This window comes from Streptomyces sp. CNQ329, assembly GCF_000482585.1.
The window spans coordinates 1-24496 of record NZ_AXVU01000019.1; the positions used below are offsets into that span (position 1 = coordinate 1).

The following is a 24496-nucleotide window of genomic DNA, read 5'->3' on the forward strand; positions in this document are numbered from 1 at the left end:
GCCGCGCCGCCGAATGGACCCCCCGCATGGACGCCGAAACCCGCGAACGCGAATACAAAGACTGGCTCAAAGCAGTCCAGCGCACCATGGGCTGGATCGAGAACGGGGCCGCTGACCTGCGGTGACCCCGGCGCCGTGCCGCAGCGCCGCGCAACCCGGGCAGGGCATGCGCGGCGCGTAACATCGGTCCACGGCGGCGCCCCACGTCCTCGCGTCGACCACGGTTCGCGAGACGAGAGAGACACCGAGCATGCCGCAGCCGGACGCCGCCCCGCCCGCCGACCGGACGACGGAGGGCCGTCCGGCCGCCTCGGCCCGGTGGACGTTCATCCGCACCGAGAGCGGCAGCGCCACCTTCCTCGTCGCCGCCGCTGTCGCCGCCCTCGTCTGGGCGAACGCCGCCCCCGGCAGCTATGCCGACTTCTGGCACACCCACCTGTCCGTCGAGCTGGGCGACTGGGGCCTTGCCATGGACCTGCGCGAGTGGGTCAACACCGGCCTGATGACGGTGTTCTTCCTGGTCGTCGGGCTGGAGGCGCGGCGCGAGTTCGACCTGGGGGAGCTGCGGGAGCGGCACCGGCTGACGCTGCCGTTCGTCGCCGGCATCGCCGGGATGCTCGTACCGGTGCTCATCTATCTGAGCCTCAACGCCGGCGAATCCTCCGTCTCCGGCTGGGGAGTGGCGATGTCCACCGACACCGCCTTCGCGCTCGGCATCCTGGCCCTGCTCGGCAAACGGTTCCCCCGGCGGCTGTACACCTTCGTCCTCACCATCACCGTGGTCGACGACTTCGTCGCCCTGGCGGTCATCGCCCTCGTCTACAGCGACTCCGTGCGGTGGCCCGCCCTGCTCGCCGGCATCGTGTTCTTCGCGGCGATGCTGGTCCTGCGCAGCACGGGCAGCCGCCGCGGTCCCCTCTACGCCCTGCTCGCCGTGGCCATGTGGATCGCCTTCGTGAAGTCCGGTATCGACCCGGTCGTCGTCGGGCTGGCCATCGGGCTCGCCACGTTCGCCTACCCCGCGCCGCGCAGCGAACTGGAGCGGGCCAGCGGGCTGTTCCGCTCGTTCCGCGAGCAGCCCACCTCGGAACTGGAGCGGGAAGCACGGCGGGGCATCGCCTCGGCCATCTCCCCGAACGAGCGGTTGCAGCGGATCTACCACCCGTGGAGCAGCTATCTGATCGTACCTTTGTTCGCCCTGGCCAACACCGGCATGCACCTCGACGGCGAACTGCTGTCCGTCGCGTTCACCTCGCCCGTGACGCTGGGCATCCTGACGGGATACGTGCTGGGCAAGCCGGTGGGCATCATCGGGGCCACCGCGCTGACGGCGTGGCTGAGCCGCGGCCGGACGCGCCCGCCGGTCGGCTGGGCGGCGGTCGCCGGCGGGGGCACCATCGCCGGCGTGGGCTTCACCGTCGCGCTGCTGATCGCCACAAAGGCGTTCGAGGACGAGCAGCTCGCGCAGGCGAAGATCGGGATCCTCGCCGCCGTCCTCTGCTCGGGCGCCGTGACCGCACTCGTCGCCTTCGCCACCGCCCGGCTGCCGAAGCCGCGGCGGATCCGCGCCCTCCTGGGCACCGCGCCCGTCGTCGTGGACCTCGCCGTCCCCGTGGACGAGGAGCGAGACCACCTCCGCGGTCCGCTTGAGGCGCCCGTCACCGTCGTCGAGTACGGCGACTTCGAGTGCCCGTTCTGCGGCAGGGCCGAGCCCGTCGTACGCGACCTCCTCGCCGACTTCGGCGACGTCCGCTACGTCTGGCGCCACCTGCCGCTCACCGACGTGCACCCCCGGGCCCAGCTCGCCGCCGAGGCCGCGGAGGCCGCGGCCGAGCAGGGCGCGTTCTGGCTCATGCACGACCGGCTGCTCGCCGCCCAGGACCGGCTGTCGCCGCGGGACCTGCTGGAGCACGCGGAGGACCTGGGACTCGACGTCGAGTGGTTCCGCCAGTCGCTTCAGGCCGGCAACGGCAAGGGCCGGGTCACCGCGGACACCGAGTCCGCGGACCTCAGCGGGGTCGCGGGCACGCCGACGTTCTTCGTCAACGGGCGCCGCCACCAGGGCGCGTACGACATCGACAGCCTGTCGGCCGCCGTGCGGGCCGCACGGGCGCGGGCGATGCTGCTGGAGGACGAGGAGGAGTGACCGCCGTACCCGGACGCGGCGCCGGCAGGCCGGTGTCCGGCGGTGCGCCGGGCTTCGCCGGGGGCGTGCGGGGTCCGTCGCGGGCGGGCGCGGAAGCGGGGACCGGGGGCGGCGGGCGTCAGGTTCCGCCGCCCCCGGAGACTGCGGTGAGCAGCGCCAGCGGCGTGGCTGCCGCCCACGCCTGCGGGGAGCAGGCGTGGGGATACGGTACGGGTGCCGGGTGGTCACCGCGTGCGTAACCGGCCAGCACCTCCGGCAGCCGCCAGCCGTGCGCCTCCGCGGTGTCCAGGAGCCCTCCGGTCAGCGTGCGGACCTCGGCGCCGAGGCCGTAGCGGGCCAGACCGAGGGCGATGACGGCGTTGTCGTGCGGCCAACAGCTCCCGCGATGGTACGACAGCGGGTGGTAGGGCCGTTGTCCGGCCGCCAGCGTGCGCACCGCCCAGCCGGAGAAGAAGTCGTCCGCGAGCAGCCGCCGCCCGGTGCGCTCCGCGCGTTCGCGGTCCAGGATCCCGGACCACAGCAGATGGCCGGCGTCCGAGGCGAGCGCGTCGACCTGCCGTCCCCGGCCGTCCAGCGCCAGCGCCGGGAAGTCCTTCCCGGACAGCCAGAAGTCGCGGTGGAAGCGGTCGCGCAGTCCGGCGGCGAGGCCGTCGAGGCGGTCGGCGTACCGGGCGTCGCCCCAGACGCGGCGGGCGAGCCGCGCGGTGCGGACGAGGGCGTCGTACGCATAGCCCTGCGCCTCGGCGACGGCGAGGGGGCCCTCGGCCCGGGCGCCGTCCGCGAAGCAGACCGCGTCCGCGGAGTCCTTCCAGTTCTGGTTGACCAGCCCGCCGGGGTCGGGGGTGTAGACCAGCCAGCCGTGCTCCGCCAGCCCGCCGTCGCCCAGCAGCCACCCCACGGCGGCCCGCGCCTGCGGCTCCAGCCGCACGGCGAGCCCGGTGTCGGCGGTGGCCTCGGCGTACGCCTGGAGCAGCACGAGGAAGAGGGGGGTGACGTCGACGGATCCGTAGTACCGCCCGTACGGCACCTGCCGGAAGGCCGCCAGTTCGCCGTGGCGTACTTCGTGCGCGATGCGGCCGGGCTGCTCGGCGGAGAAGGCGTCGTGCCGGGTGCCCTGGGTCGCCGCGAGCGCGAGGAGGGTGTCGCGGGCGAGGGCGGGGCGGTAGGGGAGCGCGAAGAGCGAGGTGAGCACGGAGTCCCGCCCGAACAGCGTGAGGAACCACGGGATCCCGGCTCCCGGCACGGTGAGCGGTTCGGCGTCCGGCCCGGCGGCGGGCACCCGCAGCAGCGCGAGATCGGCGAGCCCGTGAGCGCACGCGCGCTCCAGCGCGGAGCGCTCGGCGGGGGAGAGGGGGACGGCGGTGCGGACCGGGGGGTGGGGCGTGGGGCCGGCCGGGTCACCGCCGGGCGGCCCGGACGTGGCGGAGGCGGCGCGGTGGACAGGGCGGTCGGTTTCCGGTGCGCCCGGGCCGGGAGTACCCGTGCCCGGCGGGCCCGCGTCCGGCGTGGACCCGGCCGGCGGGTGCGTGAAAGCCGCGATATCGGCGCGGAGTTCGGCGGCGGCCTGCGCGGGGGTCGCGGCGGTCGCGACGTCCTGCGCGCCCTGCGGGCGCGCCTCGACCCGGAGCGTCAGCTCCGCGGCGCCGTGCGGGGGCAGCGTCAGCGTCCACGCCAGCCGCCGCGCCGTACCGGCGCCGGGAGCCGGGTCGCACCCGTCCGCGCGCGACCCACCCGGGTCTCCGCCCGCGCCCGCCCTGCCCGCACCCGCGCCACCGCCGTCGGCCCCGCCTCCGTCCCGCTCCGCCCGGTCCCCCTCCGGCGCCGTCGTGACCTCATGCGGGGCCGGGTGGCACCTGACCGCCGTACGGGACAGCCACCCCGCGCCGCGGCGGTAGCTGAACTCCACGCCGTCCGCCCGCTCCCGGATTTCCCGGACCGCCTCAGGCGGACGCGGATACGTGCGCCCGTCCGACCGCAGCTCGAACTGGTCGGCGAAGTCCGCGTCCGCCAGGATCTCCAGACGGGCAGAAACCGGCTCCGGGCGGTTGCTGACCAGGCGGAGGCGTTCCACCAGCAGGCCCGGGGCGACGGCCTGTTCGCGGAAGACCGCGTACGGGGCCGGGGCGTCGCGGACGCCCGGCGGGGTGAGGACGCCGGTGGCCGGGAGGGCGCCGTCGCGGGCGGGGGCGAGGACCACGGGTTCCGCGCCGTCGACCGTCAGGTGCCAGCGGCTCAGGTGCCGGGTGTCGCGGCGGAACAGCCCGTCGGGGGACGTGCCGCCCCGGCCCGTGATGCCGCCGCCGGGGGTGAGCGCCGCGAACGTGCCGTCGCGCGCGAGGAGGACGCGCCCGTCGCTCATCGCGCCCCCGCCCCCGGCCCGGCCGACAGGTCGAGCGCCAGCGCGGCCGTCCAGCTGAAGCCCCGCGCCCCCCGGCCCGCACCCGTCAGCGGGTCCACGTACTCCGCGAAGCCCGACCCGCCGGCCCCGTCGAGCACCGCCCGCCGCAGCGCGTCCGCGGTCCCGGCCGCCCCGTGCCGCCGCAGGCCGCGCTCCAGCAGCCAGGCGGTGTTGAACCACGCCGGGCCGCGCCAGTACCGGGTGCGGTCGAAGGCCCGCCCCTTCAGGTCGTACGACGCGACCAGCGGGACTTCCCCGAGGCGGAAGTGCTCGCCCGCCAGGGTGTCCCGCAGCGCCCGTACCACCGCCGGCGGCAGGCCGGAGGCGAGCAGCGGGGTCAGCCCGGCGACGCCGTACTCCTCGATCGGCCGGTCCGTGTGCAGGTCACGGCCGCGGAAGATGCCCGCCCCGGCGTCCCACAACCGGGCCACCAGCGCCTCCGTCAGCCGCGCCGCCCGCTCCCGGTGCGCTCCCGGGTCCGCTCCCAGCTCCGCCGCGATCTCCGCCATCGCCTCCTCGGAGGCGATGAGCAGCGCGTTCACGCACGGGTCCTCGACGGCGAAGGCGTGCCTCACCCCCGCGTCCGCGTAGCCGGTGTCGCGGTAGTCGGCGGCGAGCCGCACGTAGCGCCCGTAGTCGAGGTCCGTCGGCCGGTCCGCCGGGTCGCCGTGGTCGAGGTCCGCCCGCCGGAACGACGCCGCCGGGGCCGGCTCGATCCGGGCCAGCGGACCGTCCCAGCAGGGGCTGTTGTCCATTCCGGACTCCCAGGGGTGGACGATCGCGGCCAGCCCCGCGCCGCCGAGGTCGCGGTCCTCGGTGAGGTAGCGGTGCCAGGCCAGCAGCCGCGGGTGGACGCGCGCCAGGAAGCCGCGGCGCGCGGATGCCGCCGGGTCCGCCCGGTGCACCAGCAGCGCGGCGAGCGCGTGCACCGGCGGCTGCACGATGCCGGAGGTCTGGATGTGGGCCGGGGCGCCGGCCCGTGCCTCCGCGCCCGCGGCTCCGCCCGCGACGCCGGCGGGGGAGCCCGCCGAGCGCCAGAAGTCCGGGCCCGGGAAGTAAGCGGCGTGCGGCACGGCCGGGTTGAAGACGATGTGCGGGATACGGCCGTCGCCCCACTGTGCACCGAGGAGCATCTCCAGCTCCCGCTGCGCCCGCCGCGGCGACAGGTGCCGCAGCCCGATGGCGACGAACGCCGAGTCCCAGCTCCACTGGTGCGGGTACAGCGTGCGCGACGGCACGGTGGAGGTTCCTGTCCAGTTGCCCAGCAGTACCGCCGCCGCGGTCCGCCACAGCTCGTCCGCGGGTACGGGCCCCGGCCCCGCGGCATCCGTCCCCTCGCCGGGCGCCGTCGTCAGGGCCGTTGCGCTCCGCCCCTTCGCGGGCACCGCGGTCATGCGCCGGCCCTGCGCAAGAACCCCGGCACGGCGGCGACGGCAGCCGCCGGGTCGCCGGTCAGCCGGCACTCGGCGGCGAGCCAGCCGGTGTAGCCGGCGGCGCGGAGCGCGCCGAGCCAGACGGGCCAGTCGAGATGGCCGGCGCCGGGCTGGAAGCGGTTGGAGTCGGAGACCTGCGCGTGGCCGATCCAGGGCGCGTTGTCGAGGATGGCGGCGGCGGGGTCGGCCTCCTCGATGTTCATGTGGTAGCTGTCGATGCCGATCCGCACGCCGTCCAGACCGGTGGCACGGATCAGTTCCGTGGCCTGTTCCAGCCGGTTGACCATGTGGTCCTCGTAACGGTTGAGCGGTTCGAGGAAGAGCGTGACGCCCTCGCGGCGCGCGTGCTCGCCCAGTTCGGCCAGTCCGTCGAGCAGCACGGCGCGATCGCCGGCCTCGTCGCGCGGCGGGGTGAAGGGCGGCAGCCGGCGGGAGAACATGCCGTACGAGGCGGGGGTCTGCGCGCCGACACCGCCGATCTCGGCGATCACGGAGAGCTGGGACTTCATCTGCGCCACCGCATCGCGCCGCTGCCCGGCGTCGAAGGCGCCGAAGAAGTGCAGCATCTCGACGCAGACGGTGGGCATGACGACGCCGTCGGCCAGCGCACGCTTCAGCTCGGGCAGTCGCGCCGCGAAGCGCAACTCGCCCTGGCCGCGCAGTTCGATGCCGTCGTATCCGGCGGCCTGCGCGAACTCCCACTTGCGCTGGAGGGTGTCGCCGGGCAGCAGGTGTTCCTGGGCCGCGAGGGAGAACATGGTGGGGCGGTCGGCCTTTCTGCGCGGGGGTGTGCGCGCGTGCTCGGAGCGGAACGGGCGGTCGTGCACGGCGTCTTCAGAACTCCAGCACGACCTGGAGGGCGGCTTCGGGCCGCTCGTCGAGCAGGGCGTACGCCTCTGCCGCCTCCGCCGCCGGCACCACATGGCTGACCAGCGGCAGCACCTCGACACGGCTTTCGGCGACGAGCCGCAGGAAGGTCTGCTGCAGCCGCTGCTGATCCCACCGCCCGGACAGCTCCGGCGGGACACCGCCGATCTGGGAGCAGACCAGCCGGACCCGGTTGTGGTGGAACTCGTCGCCGAGCCGCAGCCCGGCCGCGTCGCCCTGGTAGAAGCCGGCGGCCACCACGCGGCCGTCGACGACGACGGAGCGCACCGCCTCGTGCAGCGCGGCGTACGCGCCGCTGATCTCGATGGCGACATCGGCTCCGCGGCCGTCGGTCGCCGCCCGGATCCCCTCGGCGACGGCGTCGGCGCGGGCGTCGAACGTACGGGACGCGCCGTGCTCCAGGGCCCGCGCCAGCCGGGCGTCGAGGGCGTCCACCGCGGTCACGGTGGCGCCGTTGAGGGCGGCGAGCCGGGTGGCGAGCAGGCCGATGACGCCCTGCCCGAAGACGGCGACGTCCTCGCCGACGTGGATGCCGGCGGCGAGGACCGCGTTGTAGGCAATCGCTCCGACCCTGGCGAACGACCCGGCGAGCGGGTCGAGTCCGGCGGGCAGGGTGTGCCCGGCCATCCGTTCGGCGGGGACGACGCCCTCGCTGCGGTGGCCCCATATGCCCCAGACCAGGTCACCGGCGGCGGGCAGACCGGGGGTGCCGGCCAGTTCGGGGGATACCTCGGTGACCTCGCCGACCTCGGAGTAGCCCCAGCCGGCGACGGGATACGAAAGCCCGGCCGCGTCCTCGCGGAACAGCCGGGAGCCGGGGTCCCAGGACCGGGTCAGATACGGGTTCGTGCCCCGGTAGGCGGTGAGTTCGGTACCGGCGGAGATTCCGGAGTACCGGGTACGGACCCGCAGGTGGCCGGGGGGCAGCGGGGCGCTCTCGTGCTCGGCGACCTCGACCCGGCGGGGGGCGGTGAACTGGACGACGCGTTCCACGGTGGGTGCTCCGGTGGGGCTGATCGGGGGCGCGGCTGTTAACGACTTGAGTCGAAGATATCTCAGACTTATGTCTTGTCAACAGATAAAAGTAGTGGTGTGATGCAGTCCGCCAACGCTTAAGTCGATCCAGGGAAACGGTCAAAGGATCAGAACATGCGCACGTGGACCCGGCGGTCGAGGATCTCGGCCCTGCTCGCTGGCACCCTCGTCATGGGCGTGCTCGCCGGCTGCGCCACCGACGCCTCCGGTCCGGGCAGGCCCGACCGGAAGATCACCGTGTGGTCGGAGGAGAGCCTGACCGACCGCATCGCCCACACCCGCAAGGTCATCGACCGCTTCGAGGCCGAAAGCGGCGTCGAGGTCGAGCTGGTCGGCGTGGACGAAAACCAGCTCCCGCAGCTCATCATGTCGGCCGCCGCCGCCGGCGACCTGCCCGACGTGATCGGCGCCGTACCGCTGGGCCAGTCCTGGCAGATGTACAGCAACGAGCTGCTGAACACCCGCATCCCGGCCGAGGTCGTCGAGCGGCTCGGCGAGGGCACCTTCGACGCCAACGGGCTGCGCCTGACCGCCGACGGCGGCACCCGGCTCGGGGTGCCCTCCGACGCCTGGGTGCAGATCGTCGCGTACCGCCGGGACCTGTTCCGCGAGGCCGGTCTCGACGTTCCCGACGACTACGCGAGCCTGCTGCGAGCCGCCGAGACCCTGGACGTCAGGGGCCGAGACGGGATATCCGTCGCCACCGACCCGGCCGACGTCTTCACCCAGCAGAGCTTCGAGGACCTCGCCCTGGCCAACGGCTGCGACCTCGTCGACGACGGCGGCGACATCGGGCTGGACTCCGGGCCGTGCCGGACCGCCTTCGAGACCTACGACTCCCTCGCCCGCCGGTACGGCCCGCCCGGGCTGCAGACCGTCGACACCACCCGGGCCACCTACTTCGCCGGCCGGTCCGGCATGATCATCTGGTCCTCGTTCCTGCTCGACGAGCTGGCCGGGCTGCGCGATGACGCCCTGCCGAGCTGCGCCGCGTGCACGGACGACCCCGGTTTCCTCGCGGAGAACAGCGGCATCGTCACCGCGCTGCAGGGCCCCGGCGGCGCGAAGCCCGCCCAGTTCGGCGAGATCACCTCGTGGCTGGCCACCAGGACCGCCGAGACCGAGGCGTCGACCGAGTTCATCGAGTACATGATGAGCGCCGGCTACGAGGACTGGTTCGGGATGGCGCCCGAGGGCAAGATCCCGGTCCGTACCGGCACCCCCGACCGGCCCGGGCGCTTCGTCGACGCCTGGCGCGCCAGCGACATGGGCGTCGACACCCGGAAGTCGATGGAGGAGGTCTTCTCCCCCGAACTGCTCGACCAGCTCGTCGCCGGCGTCGGCGACATGAAGCGGTGGGGCATCGACCAGGGTGAGGGCGCGCTCGTCGGCGCCACCAACGGCGAACTGCCCGTCGCCAAGGCCGTCGGCGCCATGACCTCGGGACAGACGGGTCCCGAGGAGGCGGCGCGCGAGGCGTACGAGGAAGTCGACGCGCTGAAGACCTCCCTCGAGTAACCGGCCGGCCCCTCTTCCCCCGAGGAAACCTCACCGAGGAAACCGCACATGACCACGATCGACAGCCGCCCCGCGGCGAACCCCGCGGGCCCGCCCCCGCCCGCCGGCGGCCGGCCGCGCGCCCGCCGCCCCATGACCGCGAGCCGCCGCGAGAACCGTGCCGGCCTGGCCTTCGTCAGCCCCACGTTCCTGGTGGTGCTGGTCGTCGTGATCGTCCCGATCCTCTGGACGGTCCTGCTGGCCTTCCAGGACGCCAAGCTCGTCGACATCCAGGGCATGGGGCTGTTCGGCAACTGGACGCTGGAGAACTTCTCCGGCGTCTTCGCCTCGGCCGGCTTCTGGTCCAGCCTCGGCACCACCCTCGTCTACACCGTCGGCGCCACCGCGGGATCCGTGCTGCTCGGCCTCGTCGCCGCCCTCGCGCTTCGCCGCCCGTTCCGCGGCCGCGGCCTGCTGCGCGGCTCGATGCTCCTGCCCTACGTCGCGCCCGTCGTCGCCGTCGCGTTCGTCTGGGAGGTGGCGCTGAGCCCGCAGTACGGCGTGGTCAACGAGTGGGGCCGGGACGCCTTCGGCTGGGACGACCCGATCGCGTTCCTGTCCACCCGGCAGTACGACGTGAACCTGCTGGGCTGGCACGTCGACATACCCCTGGCCCTGCTGACCGTCATCGCCTTCGAGACATGGCGCTACTTCCCCTTCGCCTTCCTCTTCCTCCTCGCCCGGCTGCAGGCCGTGCCGCACACCCTGGAGGAGGCCGCGACCGTGGACGGCGCCACGGTCTCGCAACGCTTCCGGCACGTCCTGCTGCCCCAGCTCATGCCCGTGATCGCGCTGCTGTGCGTGCTGCGCTTCATCATGACGTTCAACAAGTTCGACGACGTCTACCTGCTCACCGGCGGCGGCGCCGGCACCGACGTCGCCGCCGTGCGCGTCTACGACTTCCTCACCTCGCGCTTCGACGTGGGCGCAGCCGCGGCCCAGGCGCTCGTCCTGGCGGCCGTGCTGACGGTGCTGCTCGGCATCTACTTCACGTTCTTCGCCAAGCGGGTCCAGGAGGAGGCGTGATGACGCGCGCGCAGTTCGAGGACCGCCTCTTCGGCACGCTCCGCTGGGTGGTGATCGCGTTTCTGGCGCTGATCACGCTGGTCCCCTTCTACTACATGGTCGTGCTGTCGCTGAAGCCCATCGACTCCCTGCTGGCCGACCCCGGATCGATGTGGGTATCGGCGAAGGAGCTGACGACCGCGACGTACCGGGACGTCCTCAAGCCCACCGAGGACGGCGGACAGGGCTTCCTGAAGCTGATGCGCAACTCGGCGCTGGTCTCGCTGGGCACCGTGGCCCTCACCCTGGCCGCGGCCCTGCCCGGTTCGTACGCCGTCAGCCGGCTGAGGTTCTTCGGCAGCCGCCAGGTCAGCGCGGTGTTCCTCGCCGTCTACCTGTTCCCCGCCACGCTGCTCGCCGTCCCGCTGTTCGTGATGTTCGCGCGGATGGGCCTGTCCGGCAGCCTCGTGGGCCTGGCGATCGTCTACGTGGCGCAGACCGTGCCCGTCTCCCTCTACATGCTGAAGAACTACCTCGTCACCATCCCGGCGTCCCTCGAGGAGGCCGCGGCGCTCGACGGCTGCAGCAGGCTGCAGACGCTGCGCAAGGTGGTGCTGCCGCTGGCCGCGCCCTCGCTGATGGCCACCGGGCTCTACGTCTTCATGATCGCCTGGAACGAGTTCCTCTTCGCCCTGCTCTTCCTCGCCGCCGCCCCGGAGAGCTGGACCGTCTCCCTGGGCCTGGCGCAGCTCTCCAACGGTATCGAGGTCTCCAAGACCGTGCTCATGGCCGGTTCCGTGGTCCTCACCATCCCCGTGGTGCTGCTCTTCTTCGCCGCGGAACGGCTGCTCACCGAGGGCCTGACCAGCGGCGCCGACAAGGGCTGAGCGGAGAGGACGCATGCGCAACCGGGCCAGCGCGGGGCAGTTGCTCCAGCTCATCCGCAGCGGCGAGGCCACCACCCGGGCGGCACTGCAGGAGGCCACCGGCCTGTCCCGCTCCACCGTCGCGGGCCGGCTCGACGCGCTCCAGGCCGCCGGGTGGCTGCGCGGCGCCGCCGGCGTCTCCACCGGCGGCCGGCCCTCCGTGCAACTGGAGTTCGACACGACGCACGCCGTCGTGCTCGCCGCCGACCTGCAGACCCGGCACGGCCGCGCCGCCGTCCTCGACCTCGCCGGCCGGCCGCTCGCCGAGCGCACCGGCGAACTGCGCGTCGGCGACGGTCCGGAGGCGGTCCTCGACGAGCTGGGGCGCTGGTTCGGCCCGCTGCTCGCCGGGGCCGGGCGGGGCGCGGACGAGGTGTGCGGCATCGGCATCTCGGTGCCGGGCCCGGTGGATGTCGGCGCCGGGCTCGTCGTACAGCCGCCGATCATGCCCGGCTGGGACGGCTACCCGATCCAGGACCACATGCGCCGCTCCTTCGCCAAGCACACCGCGGGGCCGGCGGACGTGCCGGTGCTCGTGGACAACGACGCCAACCTCCTCGCCTACGCGGAGCAGCGCGCCGGGTTCGCCGACTGCGCCGCCTTCGCGCTCGTCAAGGTCTCCACCGGCATCGGTGCCGGCGTCGTCGTGGACGGCAGCATCTACCGCGGCATCGACGGCGGCGCGGGCGACATCGGGCACGTACGGCTGCACGACGGGCAGGACGCCCTGTGCGCCTGCGGCTCGTACGGCTGCCTCGCCGCCGTCGCCAGCGGCCGGGCGCTGGCGGGCCGGCTCACCGCACTGGGCGTGCCCGCGACCTCCGGCTCCGACGTGCGCGACCTGCTGGCCGCCGGGCAGCCGGACGCGGTGCGGCTCGCGCGCGGAGCCGGGATGCGGCTGGGGGAGGTGCTGGCCACGGTCGTCACGCTGCTGAACCCGGGGGTGCTGATGATCGTCGGTGACCTCGCCGGCCCGCCCTTCCTCACCGGCGTACGGGAGTTGCTGTACCAGCGCGCGATGCCGCGCACCACCGCGCACCTCCAGGTCGTCACCTCCCGCCTCGGCGACGGCGCGGGGCTCGCGGGCGCGGGGGCGCTGGTGGTGGAGCACCTGTACGCACCCGACCGCGCGGACGAGCGGCTGGCGGCGCGTGGCGGAAGCGGGACGCGGTGACCGGCCGCGGGGAGACCGCCGCCGGCCCGGCTCCGGTACGGGTCGGGCTCGTCGGCGCCGGCCCCTGGGCCCGCGCCATGCACGCCCGGGTGCTCGCCGCCGGGCCCGAGACCGAGCTGACCGCCGTCTGGGCCCGCCGCCCCGAAGCCGCCGCCCGGGTGGCCGCGCCGTACGGCGCCGCGGTCGCCGGCTCGTTCGCCGAACTCCTCGGCGGCTGCGAGGCCGTCGCCTTCGCCGTACCCCCCGCCGTCCAGGCCGAACTGGCGGTCCGCGCCGCCGCCGCGGGCAAGGCGCTGCTGCTGGAGAAGCCGCTCGGCCCCGATCTCGGCGCCGCCCGCGCCGTCGCCGACGCGGTCGCCGGACACGGCGTGGTCTCGCAGCTCGTCCTCACCAAGCGGTACCACCCCGTCACCCGTGACTTCCTGCGCCGCGCCGCCGCCGCGGACGTCGCCGGCGCCCGCTCCTGCTACCTGCACGGCGCCTTCCTCGGCGGCGAGTTCGCCACCGCATGGCGGCTGGAGCACGGCGCCCTGCTCGACCTCGGCCCGCACCTGCTCGACCTCCTCGACGCCGCCGTGGGCCCGGTCGCCGCCGTCCGCGGCACCGGCGACCCGCGCCGCTGGATAGAGCTGACCTGCGAGCACGAGAACGGCGCCGTCAGCCAGGCGTCGCTCTCCGGCAGCGTGCGGCTGCCCGCGGCCCGCACCCGTATCGAGCTCTTCGGTCCCGGTGACGAGATCGTGTACGACACCGCCGGGATCGACCACGAGGAGTGCTGGCCCGTACTGCGCCGCGAGTTCGCCGCCGCCGTCCGCGCCGGCCGCTCCGGCGGCCTCGACGCCCGCCGCGGCCTGCGTCTCCAGGAACTGCTGCACCAGGCCGTGCCCGGCTGAACTCCCGGCGGTCCGGCGCCGGTCACGGGCGTTCGGGGACCGGTCCCCGACGGACGCGGGACACTGGTGGGGCACAGACCGTCACGAGTATCCGGAGGCCGGCGATGCCCCTGCGAGAGAGCCTGGCGCGCGGCGCCGCGCCGTCGCCGCCCGGCACCCTGCACGCCCGCAGCGTCGCCGGCGGCATCCGGGTGCCGCCCGGCGCCGAGCGGATCGTCAGCTTCGGGCGCGACAAGGACGAGGTCGACCTGTGCGTCGGCGAGGACGACCTGCGCGTCAGCCGCCGGCACGGCGAGCTGTCGTACCAGCGCAGCACCTGGTGGCTGCGGAACACCGGGCAGCAGCTCGTCCGGCTGCCGCGCGGCCGGCTGATGCACCTGACCACCGAGCCGATTCCCCTCGCCCCCGGCTACACCCCGTTGTTCGTCAAGGGCTCGGGGCACCGCGAACACCTCGTCGAGCTGTACGTCACGGACGCCGGCGAGGCCGGGCGGGTGCCGCGGCACCGCGCCGAGACACTGCCGCCCAGGCGCTGGACGCTCAGCAAGCAGGAGCGGCTGGTGCTCGTCGTGCTCGGACAGCAGTACCTGCAGTACGAGTCGGATCCCCGCCCGCTGTCGTACCGCCAGGCGGCCGAACTGCTGGCCTTCCTGCCGGGCGGCGAGGGCATCACCAAGCGCGTCATCGAGCACCGGGTCGAGGACGTCCGCAAGCGGCTGGCGCGCGGCGGATTCCCGTACCAGGTGACCCGGGGCGACGACGGCGGCGGCCCGAGCGACAGCGTCCTGAAGCACAACCTGCTGCGCGGACTGGTGGAGTCCACGACCCTCGTGCCCCCCGATCTCGAACTCCTGGACGACTATTTCTCGAGCTGAGAGCCGATTCCACGGCTTCGGCGGCGCTGAGGCGGGGAAGTCGTGAAGACGCCGTGCCAGCGCCGCGCGCAGCAGATAAGTTTCGCCCTGCAGACGGGCGAAAGGAGTCGCGGTGCGCGTGGGTCAGCTGGTCGGCGACCGCTACCGGCTTGAGGAGCTGATCGGTGACGAGGGCCGCGGCGAGGTGTGGTTCGCGACCGATGAGCAACTGGGCCGCCAAGTCGTGCTCAAACGCGGCGGCGCCATCGGCGAGCGCCCCCGGCTGCTCGGCGTGGCCCGCGCCCAGGCGAAGGCCACCCACCCGCATGTGGTCACGCTCTACGGCGTGGAGTTCATCGAGACCGGCCAGGACGCCGGCTGCTGGCTGGTGATGGAACGCGTCACGGGCGGCAGCCTGGACAAGCAGCCGAAGATGGCGCCCGAGAAGGCGGCGCTGATCGGTGCGCAGATCGCCTCGGCGCTGGGGGCGCTGCACGCCAACGGCGTCGTGCACTGCGACGTCAAGCCCGCCAACGTCGTCATCACCGAGGACGGCACGCCCAAGCTCACGGACTTCGACTCCGCCCAGCGCACCGGCAGCAACGAGACCATCTCGCCCGACCGCCCGCTCAGTTACACCCCCGACTACGCTGCGCCCGAGGTCGTCAACGGCTCGCCCGTGCCGCGCTCGGACGTGTACTCCCTCGGGGTGATGCTCTACAAGGCGGTCACCGGCGTCCCCCACGACGAGGTCGGCGGCGAGGAGGACGACGAGCGGAGCGGACAGGACGCGGCCACCCTGCGCGAGTGGAAGATCAGCCAGGGTGTGCTGAGCCGCGAGCGCGACACCGGGGCGCTGGCCGTGCCGCTCGAAGCGATGCTCCGCCGCCGGGCCGACCGGCGGCCCGACGCCGCCGAGGCCCGCCGGCTGCTGGAGGAGGCGGCCGGGCAGCGCAGATGGGCACGGCGGTTCGCCTTTCTTTCCGGGCCGCGCCGCCGTCCGCGGGCGATCGCCGCGGCGGGTACGGCGCTGGTGGCGGCGGTGGCGCTGGCCGGCGCCCTGATCTGGTGGGCCACCGACACCCCGGGCCGTGCCCCGGGCGACATGAAGCCGCACGCCGGGGTCATCGGCGACCAGCGTACCATGGACCCGTGCTCGCTCACCGACCCCGGCGAGTTCGCCCGGTTCGGCCGGAGCGTGGAGTGGGACCGCGACTACGGCAACTTCGACCGCTGCGACGTCCTGGTCTACCCGCAGGGCGAGGACGGCGAACACATCGACGTGCAGGTCGAGTTCGACTCCGGCCCGGCGCCGGAGTCGCCGGCCCCGGTGCGTACCTTCGGCGGCATCGGCATCATCGAGGAGCCGCCGGAGGGCGAGGAATGCGCGCGGGCCCTCGTCCTGCCGGACGAGGCGGACAGCGACGTGAGCATCTGGATCTACGTCGACGGCGAGGGCGTCCAGGGCTACGGCGGTATCGGCACCCTGTGCGACATGGCGGACATCGCGGCCAGGACCGCCAGCGAGACCCTCGGCAGGGCGCGCGCGGAGAACCGCACCGTCCCCCGGCGCGACCCGCCGGCTGCGGACGTGTCGCTGCTGTGGCTCGACGCCTGCCGGCTGCTCGATGCCCGCGCGCTGGAGGTCGTCCCCGGCATCGACGCCGGCGATCCCGACGTGGGCTTCGGCAACTGGGACTGCGACTGGTACAGCACCACGCGCGACATCGAGGTCCAGTTGCGCTACGACCGCGACCAGCCGCTCGACGGCGAGGACGGCACGGTGACGAAGCTGGCGGGCCGCGACGCGGTCGTCTCCCCGGAGTACGACGGCGAGGACACCTGCACGGTACGCGTCGAATACCGCGAGTACCCCGACGAGAACGGCCAGAAGGCGGTCGAGCTGCTCTACCTCACCCTCGACGGCGACGACGAGTCGCCGGAGGACCTGTGCCGGATGGCCACCCGGCTCGCCGAGACGGCCGCCGGGGAGCTGCCGAAGCTCTGAGGGTACGGCCCGCGCAGGCCCGTGACCGGCGGCGGGGAGGGGTCCCCGGAGGCAGGGAGCACGGTGGGGCGGTCGGCAGCAGCCGGCCGCAGCCGAGGGGACCTGCGATGGAACGAATCCGAGGACACCGGTGATGCGCGCGCGCGACAGCCTGGCCCGTGGCGTGACGCCCGCGCAGCCGGGCACGCTGCACGTACGCTCGGCCGACGACGGCATCGAGGTGGCCCCGCTGCCCGGGCTGACCGTCCGGTTCGGGCGCGGGCCGGGGGACGAGGGCGACGGCGGGGACGTCGAACTGCACGTGGGCCGGCGCGATCACGGCGTGAGCCGGCGGCACGGCGAGCTGACGTACCTGGAGGGCGGCTGGACCCTGCGCAACACCGGGCAGCAGGCGCTGCGGCTGCCGCGCGGCCGGCTGCTGCCTGCGGGCTCGGGCCGTCTGCCGCTGCCCGGCGGGTACACGCCGGTGTTCGTCAAGGGCTCCGGCTTTCGCGAGCACTTGGTGGAGCTGTACGTGGTCCGCCCGGAACCGCCTCCGACGGGCGGTCTCCCGGGCCTCGCGCTGCCGGCGTCGTGGGTGCTGTCGGAGGACGAGCGGCTGGTGCTCGTGGTGCTGGGCCAGCGGTACCTGCGCCACGAGCCGGACCCCCGCCCGCTGCCGTACCGGCAGGCGGCGGAGGTGCTGGCGTTCCTGCGGCCGGGGGAGCGGTGGGACACGGCGGAGGTCGCGCGCCGGGTGGAGGACATACGCCGCCGGGTGGCATGCGACGCGGCGTCCGTGTCACCGGACGCGCAGGCGCCGGAGGGCGGCACACCGGACCACCGGCTGCTGACCGATCTGGTGGCGGCGACAGCGCTGGTCCCGCCGGACCTGGGTCTGCTGGACGGCGTGGAGGGCTGAGGGCCGGTGAGGGGGCGGCGGGGCCGGACAGCCCCGCCGCGGGGGCCGGTTCACGCGCGTCCGTCGCCCGTCGTCGACGAGGAGATCGCCGCCCGCGCCAGCTCGCCCCGAACGGGACGCCCGGGTGGTGCGTGACGCCGTCGGCCGGGCCGCCGTACGGTCCGCTGACGGCCGGCGGGCGGCGTCAGCCCGTGCCGTCCGGATCCAGCATCCGGCTCGCCAGCACCTCACCGTCCGCGTCCACGGCGCTGATCCGTACCACCTCCGCGCCGTCCGCCTCCGCGACCTCGGCCGTCGTGACGAAGCCGCTCTTGCCGACGGTGCCGGCCTCCGTCAGCGTCCGGCGTGACGCACCGGTCTCGATCCGCCAGGAGTCGACCTCCGTGGCGCCGTTCCAGCTCATCGCGAGCGTGTCCGGCCCGCGCCACTGAACGCGGGGCCTGGTCGCGGGCGTGCCCGTCCAGTCGGTGCGTATCGCCCGGTAACTGTAGGTGCCCTGGGGGAACGTCCCGGTGAACACCGGCTCCCCGCCGGCGAACTCCACCATCCGCCCCGCGCTGCCGTAGCCGAGCAGGACGTCGCCGTTGTCCGTCTGCTGCGCCGATCCGGCGAAGAGGGTGAAGACCGGCTCGGGGGGCTGCACGTCCTCGGCGAGGCGGGCGGTCATCGCCTGCTCGTCCATCTCGTAGACGGCGCCGCGGGAGCGCTGCGGGCTGCTCTTGTTGCCGTTGTCGAAGAGCATCAGCCGCCCGTCCGGCAGCCGCCGGGCGTCGTGCTGGTAGCTGGGCCGCTGCGCGGGGTCGGGGAAGGCGAAGTCGCTCGCCGCGCCGCCGAGGCGCCAGCGGACGTCGCCGGTCTCCCGGTCGATCTTGTAGACCGTGCTGGTGTGCCGGGCGCTCATGAGCAGGTCGCCGTCCGTGTCGTACGCCAGGGAGTTGGCGTGCACCGGGTCCACCATCGCCCCGGTGAGCGGTTCCTGGCTCTCCGTCAGCGGGATGTGGTCCAGCGCGCTCCACTCGAAGAGCACCTCTCCGGTGGCCGCGTCCTGCTCCTGGATGACGGCGTCGATGACCTGGGCGTCCGCCTTCCCGCCGTACGCGGTGAGGTCGCGGGTGACGAAGGAGAAGCCGAGCAGCAGCACGCGGGAGCCGTCCGGGCTGGTCTCGAACTCGTGGCTGTCGGTGAAGTAGCCGTCCATCCGGTACGAGGCGATCTCCTGGTAGGAGGAGTTCAGCAGGAGGTACTCGCCGCCGAGGTCGGTGTTGTCGAAGACGCTCAGCGCCGGCTCGCCGCGGAAGGTGAGGGGCTCCAGGTTCATGTACGGGCCCTCCTTCCACCACACCAGCTCGCCGGTGTTGTCGTAGATCGCCGCGCCCGCGAGGTCGCCGCCGACCGGCGCTGGGGTGGTGAGGAGCACGCCGTCGTCCTCGCGGCCCGTGGTGGTCGTGGTGAGCGCGGGCGGCGCCGCGGCCTCCGGCCGCGCGGGCGAGCCGCCGAGCGGCGGGACGGCGCCGTCCGGGGCGGCGGGGGCGGGGGGTGGTGACGGGTTCGGGGCGGCGGGCGCGGCGGCGCCGCCGGCGAGGGTGACGGGGACGCAGAGCGCCGTCGCGGCGCCGAGGACCCAGGCCCGTAACAGCCGGGGTCGGGGACGGTGGTGCGGCGGTGTCCGGTGCTTGCCCTGAGGCACGGGAATCTCCTTGACCGTGGGGGGTGTTCGGCCGTCCCTTCCGCGCGGGGGCCGGGCCCGGCCGGTACGGCGGGCACCAGGCTGCTGGAGCCGGCGGCGGGAGACAAGCCCCCCGCCGCCCCGGACACCGACCGGCCCTGGTATTCGACCTGCGCGGAGATGGTGTGCGTGACGGCCTCGCGGCTGCCGGCAGCCGCGGCGGGAGCCCGGTCGGCGGCCGTGCCCTGCTGTGGCGCGGCTGCCGCCCCGAGGGCGGTGACGGGGATGCTGACGACCGCCGCGGAGGGCCCGGGGGACGGCCCGTGCCGGTCTGTCGTACAGGCGACATGTCGCAAGCCCGGCAGGGCGGAGATCGTGACAGCCGGCCCGTAAGGACCGAAAGCTGTCCCCGTGCCTCTACGACGAATAAAGCTGCCGGCGCTCGCCACCGCGGGCGCGCTCCTGGTCACGCTGGCGCCCTCCGCGACCCCCGCAGCCGCCTCACCCGGCGGCGCGACGGTCCCGGACCGGGCGTCCGGCTCCTCGCTCAGCGTCGTCACGCTCGTCACCGGCGATCGCGTACGGCTTGAGCGCTTCCCCGACGGCCGGCAGGCCGCCACCGTGACGCCACGCGAAGGCGCCGGCTCAGGCGGCGGCTTCGAGCAGCTCGACATCGACGGCGACCTGCACGTCATCCCCTCCGACGCGGTGCCCTTCGTCGGCTCGGGCGCCCTGGACCGCGACCTGTTCAACGTCACGGAACTGATCGAGCAGGGCTACGCCGACGGGCAGAGCAAGCGGATCCCGCTGATCGTGTCGTACGCGAAGGGCGCGCGCACCGCCGACGCCGCGGAGCTGCCGGGCGTCCGGACGGGCGCCGCGCTGCCGAGCCTCAACGCCCGCGCCGTCGAGGCCGGCAAGGACAAGGCAGGCCGCTTCTGGGAGGCGGTCGACGACGACCGCGGCACCGCCCGGACGGCGGCCGAGCCGAAGCTCGCCGGCGGCATCGCGCGGATCTGGCTCGACGGCAAGGTCAGCGCGTCGCTCGACCGCAGCGTGGCGCAGATCGGCGCGCCCGGGGTGTGGCAGGGCGGCCACGACGGCGAGGGCGTCACCGTCGCGGTGCTCGACACCGGCGTCGACGCCGAACACCCGGACCTGGCGGGCAAGGTCGACGAGGCCCGCAACTTCTCCGACAGCCCCACCACCGGCGACGCCTTCGGCCACGGCACGCACGTCGCGGCCACCGTCGCCGGCACCGGAGCCGGCTCCGGCGGCACCCGCAAGGGCGTCGCCCCCGGTGCCCGGCTGCTGGTCGGCAAGGTGCTCGGCGACGACGGCTTCGGTTCCGAGTCGCAGGTGCTCGCCGGCATGGAGTGGGCCGCGAACGCCGGGGCCGACGTGGTCAACATGAGCCTGGGCACCGACGCGCCCACCGACGGCACCGACGCGCTGAGCCTCGGTCTGAACCGGCTGACCGCGGAGACCGGCACGCTCTTCGTCGCCTCGGCCGGCAACAGCGGCCCCGGCTCGGCCACCGTCGGCTCACCCGGCGCCGCCGACGCGGCCCTCACCGTCGGCGCCGTCGACCGCGACGAGTCGCTGGCGGGCTTCTCCAGCCGCGGCCCGCGCGTCGGCGACCTCGCCGTCAAGCCCGACATCACCGCCCCCGGCGTGGACATCGTCGCCGCCCGCGCGGCCGGCACCGCCATGGGCACGCCCGTGGACGATCTCTACACCGCCGCCTCCGGCACCTCCATGGCGGCGCCGCACGTCGCCGGCGCCGCCGCGCTGATCGCCCAGCGCCACCCCGACTACACCGCGCAGCAGCTCAAGGACGCTCTGGTCAGCACCGCGCAGCGGCACGACGACCTGACGGTCTACCAACAGGGTGGCGGGCGCGTGGACGCCGCCCGCGCCGACGCCCAGCAGGTGTACGCCACCGGCACCCTCGGCTTCGGCAGCGTCGACGAGGGCGGCGCGCCGATCCGGCGCGAGATCACGTACACCAACGCCTCCGACGCGCCTGTGACGCTGCAACTCGCCGCCTCACTGCGGGCCGCGAGCGGCGCGCCGGTCCCGGCCGACGCCGTCGGGCTGCCGGACGGCGACACGGTCGAGATCGCCGCGGGCGCCACCGCGACCGTCCCCGTCACCCTCGACCCGGCGGGGCTGAACCCCGGCCGTTACGGCGGGTACGTCACCGCGACCACCGGCGAGACCGCCGCCCACACCACCATCGGCGCCGTCCGTGAGGCGCCCACGCGCACCGTCACGCTGCGCGGCATCGACCGCTCCGGCCAGCCCGCCTTCGTCAACCCCGTCACGCTCTTCGGCGAGGACGACCGCTACGACGTCATCACGTACCTCCCTGAGGGCCGGTCGCTGACCGTGGAGGTGCCGGAGGGCGACTACTTCCTGCACGGGGTGATCTCCGACAAGATCCCCGGCGGCAGCGTCGACAGCCTCATCGTCGACCCGCAGCTCACGGTGGACGGCGACATGGAGGTCGTCCTCGACGCCCGCGAGGCCAACGAGGTGAGGATCGAGACCCCGAAGCCGGCGGTGCAGGAGGCCGTCATGAGCTTCTACAGCCACCGCGAGTTCGGCACCCGCAGCATCTCCCACGGGCACATGGAGTTCAGCGTCGACGGCCGTAAGCTCTACGTGACGCCGACCGCCAAGGCCCGCGAGGGCGTCTTCGAGGTCTCCTCCCGCTGGCAGCTGGAGGCCCCGATGCTGACGGGCACCCTCCGCGGCCCCGGAGCGCAGGGGCGCAAGGACATCGAGGACGTACGGCTCATGGGCCGCTCGCCGGCCCTGGACGGCAGCCGGCGGCTGCCGCTGGTCGACGCCGGTGCCGGCACGGAGGCCGACTTCGCGGCCCTCGGCGGGGACGACGGCCTCGCCGACGCCGCCGTACTGGTCGACGGCGACTCCCCGCAGGACGAGGACGCGGTCCGCCGCGCCGCCGCCGCGGGGGCGCGCTACGTCATCGTCGTCTGCCCGGAGGGTTCCGCGGGCTGGAGCGTGTGGCGGCCCGGCGGTGACCGGCTGCCCGCGGTGGGCGCGATGGTCCGCTACGACGTGGGCAAGGAGCTGCGTGCGGCGCTGGCCGCGGGCCGGGCGACCGTCGAGCTGCGCGGCACGCCGTCGAGCCCGTACCTGTACGACGTGATGCAGGTGGCGAAGCAGCGGGTGCCCGAGCGCGTGGTGCACCGGGTGACCGGCTCGAACACCGCCACCGTCCGGACCGATTACCGCGACCTGGGCGGCAATCCCTGGACGAAGGAGCAGCGCTTCGGCTGGCGGCCGTGGATGGGAACGGCGATCAACCAGTACCAGCGGCACGTGCCCACCCCGCACGAGCGAACCGAGTACGTGAGCGCCGGTGACACCCTCTGGCGCCACAACGTCCACCACCGCTACACCTACGACACGTTCAACCCGCTGGCCGGCGGCATGATCCAGGAGGCGCGCAGCTATCGTGCGGGCCAGCGGATCGACGAGTCCTGGTACGCGCCCGTGGTACGTCCCGCGATCCCCCGGGGCGTGGAAGGGCTGACCTCCTACCGCGAGGGCGACCAGCTCACCATCCGGATCCCGGAGTTCGCCGACTCCCAGGACGGCCACTACAGCCGGCTGGACGGCGGCGACTGGGACGGCACCCCGGCGGACGAGGCGTCGGCCACGCTGTACCGGGACGGCGAGAAGCTGGCCGAAGGCCGTACGGCGTGGGGCGCGTTCCCCGCGGGCGGCGGCGGAAAGGGCACGTACCGCCTCGACCTCGCGGTCGACCGGACCACCCCCGAGTGGCGCACGGGCGTGAGCACGCGCACCAGTTGGTCGTTCGCGGCCGGCAGCCCGGCGGCGGGCGAGCAGGAACTGCTGCCGCTGGTGCAGGTGGACTACGACGTGCCGACCGACGCGCGCGGCGCGGCGCCCGGCGGGCGGCTCGTGCCGATCGGCATCACGGCGCGGCACCAGGACGGCCTCGACGGGCGGCGCATCAAGGGAATGGAGGTCTCCGCGTCGTTCGACGACGGCGCCACCTGGCAGGACGCGGCGGTGACGCCCTGGTGGGAAGGCGGCGGCCGGGTCTGGTTGCGGCACCCCTCGGTGGGTGACGAGGGCGGCTTCGTCTCACTGCGCGTGAAGGCGTGGGACGACGCCGGCAACAGCGTCGAGCAGACGGTGAAGCGGGCCTACGCGCTGAAGTGACACCCTCCGTCACCGGTGCGGCCGGAGGGAACCGGCCGCACCGGTGCGGGCGCCGCGCCCTGCCCGTACGCACCCGCGCGGGCGCCCGTGCCGTACGGGCACGCCTGCCGCACGGGCGCACGCCGGCATGCGCCCTCTCCACGGATGCGGGCCCGCGCTCAGCCGCACGCACCCTCCCGGACCGCCGTCACGGCAGCCAGTGGCGCCGGGCCGCCTGCCACACCAACTGCGCCCGGGTGTCCGCACCCACCCGGCTCATCATGTCCCGCAGCCGCCGCTGGACCGTGCGCTGGCTGATACCGAGCTGGGTGGCGATCGCCTTGTCCGCCAGTCCCGCCACCACCAGCGAGAGCAGATAGCGCTCGTCCTCCGCCAGCGCCGGCCCCGCCGCTCCGGCGCCGTCGCCGAGCCCGGACAGCTCGCCCGCCCCGGTGACCTGCAGCGGCGAGGCCGCGGCCCACTGGCTTTCGAAGAGCGCGATCAGCGCGTCGAGCAGCGCACTGCTGCGCACCACCGCCACCGTCGGCTCACCGAACCTGCTGTCGGCGTTCGGTACCAGAGGGCACAGGGCCAGCGCCCCGTCGGCGATCATCAGCCGCACCGGCAGCGTGCTCGCCGCGCGCGCCTCCTCACCGGCGCGGACGCCGAGGGCCACGTTGCCCAGCATCCCGGGCTCCTCCAGCAGCGCCCGCTCGTAGATCACGCGGTAGCGCACGCCCTTGGCGAGCATCTCGAACTCCTCGTCGTTGTCCTCCGACGGCATCGCGACGTGCCCCGCCTTGCACAGCGCCAGCACCTCCTTCCGTGCGCCGTACGCGAGGTCGCGTATCTGCTGCCGGATCGCCGCCACGCCCGTGACGACCTCGACGAGCTGCCGCGCGTCGCGGCGCCGGCCGCCGGCCCGGAACTCCTCGGCCAGCTCCGTCACCCCCTGCCTGGCCCGCTCCAGCGCCTCCTGCCCGCGCAGCAGCCGCGGCCCGAGGGCCACGTCCGGCGCCACGGGCACGAAGCGTCCGGAGCCGCCCGGGCGTTGCTCCGGTCCGCTGACAAGTCCCTTCTCCCGCAGCGAGGTCAGCAGCGACTCCGCGTGCCGCCGGTCGAGACCCAGTTCCCCGGCCACGGACTCCGCGTCCGCGCCGTGCAGCCCGACCAGCAGCCGGTACACCCGTTCTTCCGTCGGTTCGACGCCTGCCGGCTCCAGCACCGTCTCTCACGCTCCTTCCGCACGGGCCTCCGCCGTCGTACGCCCTGTCTGGCCAATGGCCGACATGGCGATAAGTCGCCAACGGAAACCGCTTCCTTGGCGCCGGACGGGCGGGCTACAACCCGAGTCATGCATCGTTCGTCCCGGCGTCACCTGTCCGTCCGCGCCGCCGTGCTCGGCTGCCTCG

The 24496-nt window shown here is 74.3% G+C and carries 16 protein-coding genes; 10 read left to right on the forward strand and 6 right to left on the reverse strand.

From position 1 onward, the window contains the following. Positions 1-250 precede the first annotated feature (250 nt). Positions 251-2146, forward strand: a complete 1896-nt coding sequence (gene nhaA, locus I003_RS0114775) for a Na+/H+ antiporter NhaA (RefSeq protein WP_027772230.1) — start codon at positions 251-253, stop codon at positions 2144-2146. A gap of 118 nt (positions 2147-2264) precedes the next feature. Here the strand turns inward: nhaA and I003_RS0114780 are convergent, their stop codons facing one another. The 4 genes from I003_RS0114780 to I003_RS0114795 form a co-directional block, all read right to left on the reverse strand. Then, complete coding sequence (locus tag I003_RS0114780) at positions 2265-4505, reverse strand: glycogen debranching N-terminal domain-containing protein (RefSeq protein WP_027772231.1); 2241 nt, start codon at positions 4503-4505, stop codon at positions 2265-2267. Further along, positions 4502-5938 (reverse strand): MGH1-like glycoside hydrolase domain-containing protein, encoded by a 1437-nt coding sequence (locus I003_RS32265; RefSeq protein ID WP_051368255.1) that lies wholly within the window; start codon positions 5936-5938, stop codon positions 4502-4504. Before I003_RS32265 ends, I003_RS0114780 begins: the two co-directional genes overlap by 4 nt. Further along, positions 5935-6735, reverse strand: a complete 801-nt coding sequence (locus tag I003_RS0114790; RefSeq protein WP_027772232.1) for a sugar phosphate isomerase/epimerase family protein — start codon at positions 6733-6735, stop codon at positions 5935-5937. The genes I003_RS32265 and I003_RS0114790 overlap by 4 nt, the downstream gene beginning before the upstream one ends. Positions 6736-6811: 76 nt before the next feature. Beyond that, positions 6812-7858: a zinc-dependent alcohol dehydrogenase gene (locus I003_RS0114795; protein ID WP_027772233.1), complete on the reverse strand. Its 1047-nt coding sequence runs from the start codon at positions 7856-7858 to the stop codon at positions 6812-6814. Between the two features lie 156 nt (positions 7859-8014). Here I003_RS0114795 and I003_RS0114800 point away from each other — a divergent pair, with 156 nt between their 5' ends. The 8 genes from I003_RS0114800 (at position 8015) to I003_RS0114835 (ending at position 17218) form a co-directional block, all read left to right on the forward strand. Then, entirely contained in the window at positions 8015-9418 is a 1404-nt protein-coding gene (locus I003_RS0114800) for an extracellular solute-binding protein (RefSeq protein WP_027772234.1), read from the forward strand. Between the two features lie 48 nt (positions 9419-9466). Continuing rightward, entirely contained in the window at positions 9467-10483 is a 1017-nt protein-coding gene (locus tag I003_RS0114805; RefSeq protein WP_027772235.1) for a carbohydrate ABC transporter permease, read from the forward strand. Beyond that, positions 10483-11349, forward strand: a complete 867-nt coding sequence (locus I003_RS0114810; protein ID WP_027772236.1) for a carbohydrate ABC transporter permease — start codon at positions 10483-10485, stop codon at positions 11347-11349. The genes I003_RS0114805 and I003_RS0114810 overlap by 1 nt, the downstream gene beginning before the upstream one ends. Before the next feature lie 13 nt (positions 11350-11362). After that, the gene (locus tag I003_RS0114815; protein WP_027772237.1) at positions 11363-12562 is read left to right on the forward strand and encodes an ROK family transcriptional regulator; all 1200 of its coding nucleotides are present in this window, start codon (positions 11363-11365) and stop codon (positions 12560-12562) included. Next, complete coding sequence (locus I003_RS0114820; RefSeq protein WP_027772238.1) at positions 12559-13455, forward strand: Gfo/Idh/MocA family oxidoreductase; 897 nt, start codon at positions 12559-12561, stop codon at positions 13453-13455. Before I003_RS0114815 ends, I003_RS0114820 begins: the two co-directional genes overlap by 4 nt. Before the next feature lie 104 nt (positions 13456-13559). Beyond that, entirely contained in the window at positions 13560-14330 is a 771-nt protein-coding gene (locus I003_RS0114825; protein ID WP_027772239.1) for an FHA domain-containing protein, read from the forward strand. 112 nt (positions 14331-14442) lie between these two features. After that, positions 14443-16317, forward strand: coding sequence for a serine/threonine-protein kinase (locus tag I003_RS0114830; protein ID WP_027772240.1), 1875 nt, complete (start codon positions 14443-14445; stop codon positions 16315-16317). 133 nt (positions 16318-16450) lie between these two features. Further along, positions 16451-17218, forward strand: a complete 768-nt coding sequence (locus tag I003_RS0114835; RefSeq protein WP_027772241.1) for a hypothetical protein — start codon at positions 16451-16453, stop codon at positions 17216-17218. 184 nt (positions 17219-17402) lie between these two features. On the opposite strand, the gene I003_RS0114840 is transcribed toward I003_RS0114835, so the two are convergent. Next, a complete protein-coding gene (locus I003_RS0114840; protein ID WP_486584223.1) occupies positions 17403-18905 on the reverse strand; it encodes an arylsulfotransferase family protein in 1503 nt (500 codons plus the stop codon). A gap of 390 nt (positions 18906-19295) precedes the next feature. Here I003_RS0114840 and I003_RS0114845 point away from each other — a divergent pair, with 390 nt between their 5' ends. After that, positions 19296-23105 (forward strand): S8 family serine peptidase, encoded by a 3810-nt coding sequence (locus tag I003_RS0114845; protein ID WP_051368256.1) that lies wholly within the window; start codon positions 19296-19298, stop codon positions 23103-23105. A gap of 187 nt (positions 23106-23292) precedes the next feature. Here the strand turns inward: I003_RS0114845 and I003_RS0114850 are convergent, their stop codons facing one another. Next, complete coding sequence (locus I003_RS0114850) at positions 23293-24309, reverse strand: helix-turn-helix domain-containing protein (protein ID WP_027772244.1); 1017 nt, start codon at positions 24307-24309, stop codon at positions 23293-23295. Positions 24310-24496 lie beyond the last annotated feature (187 nt).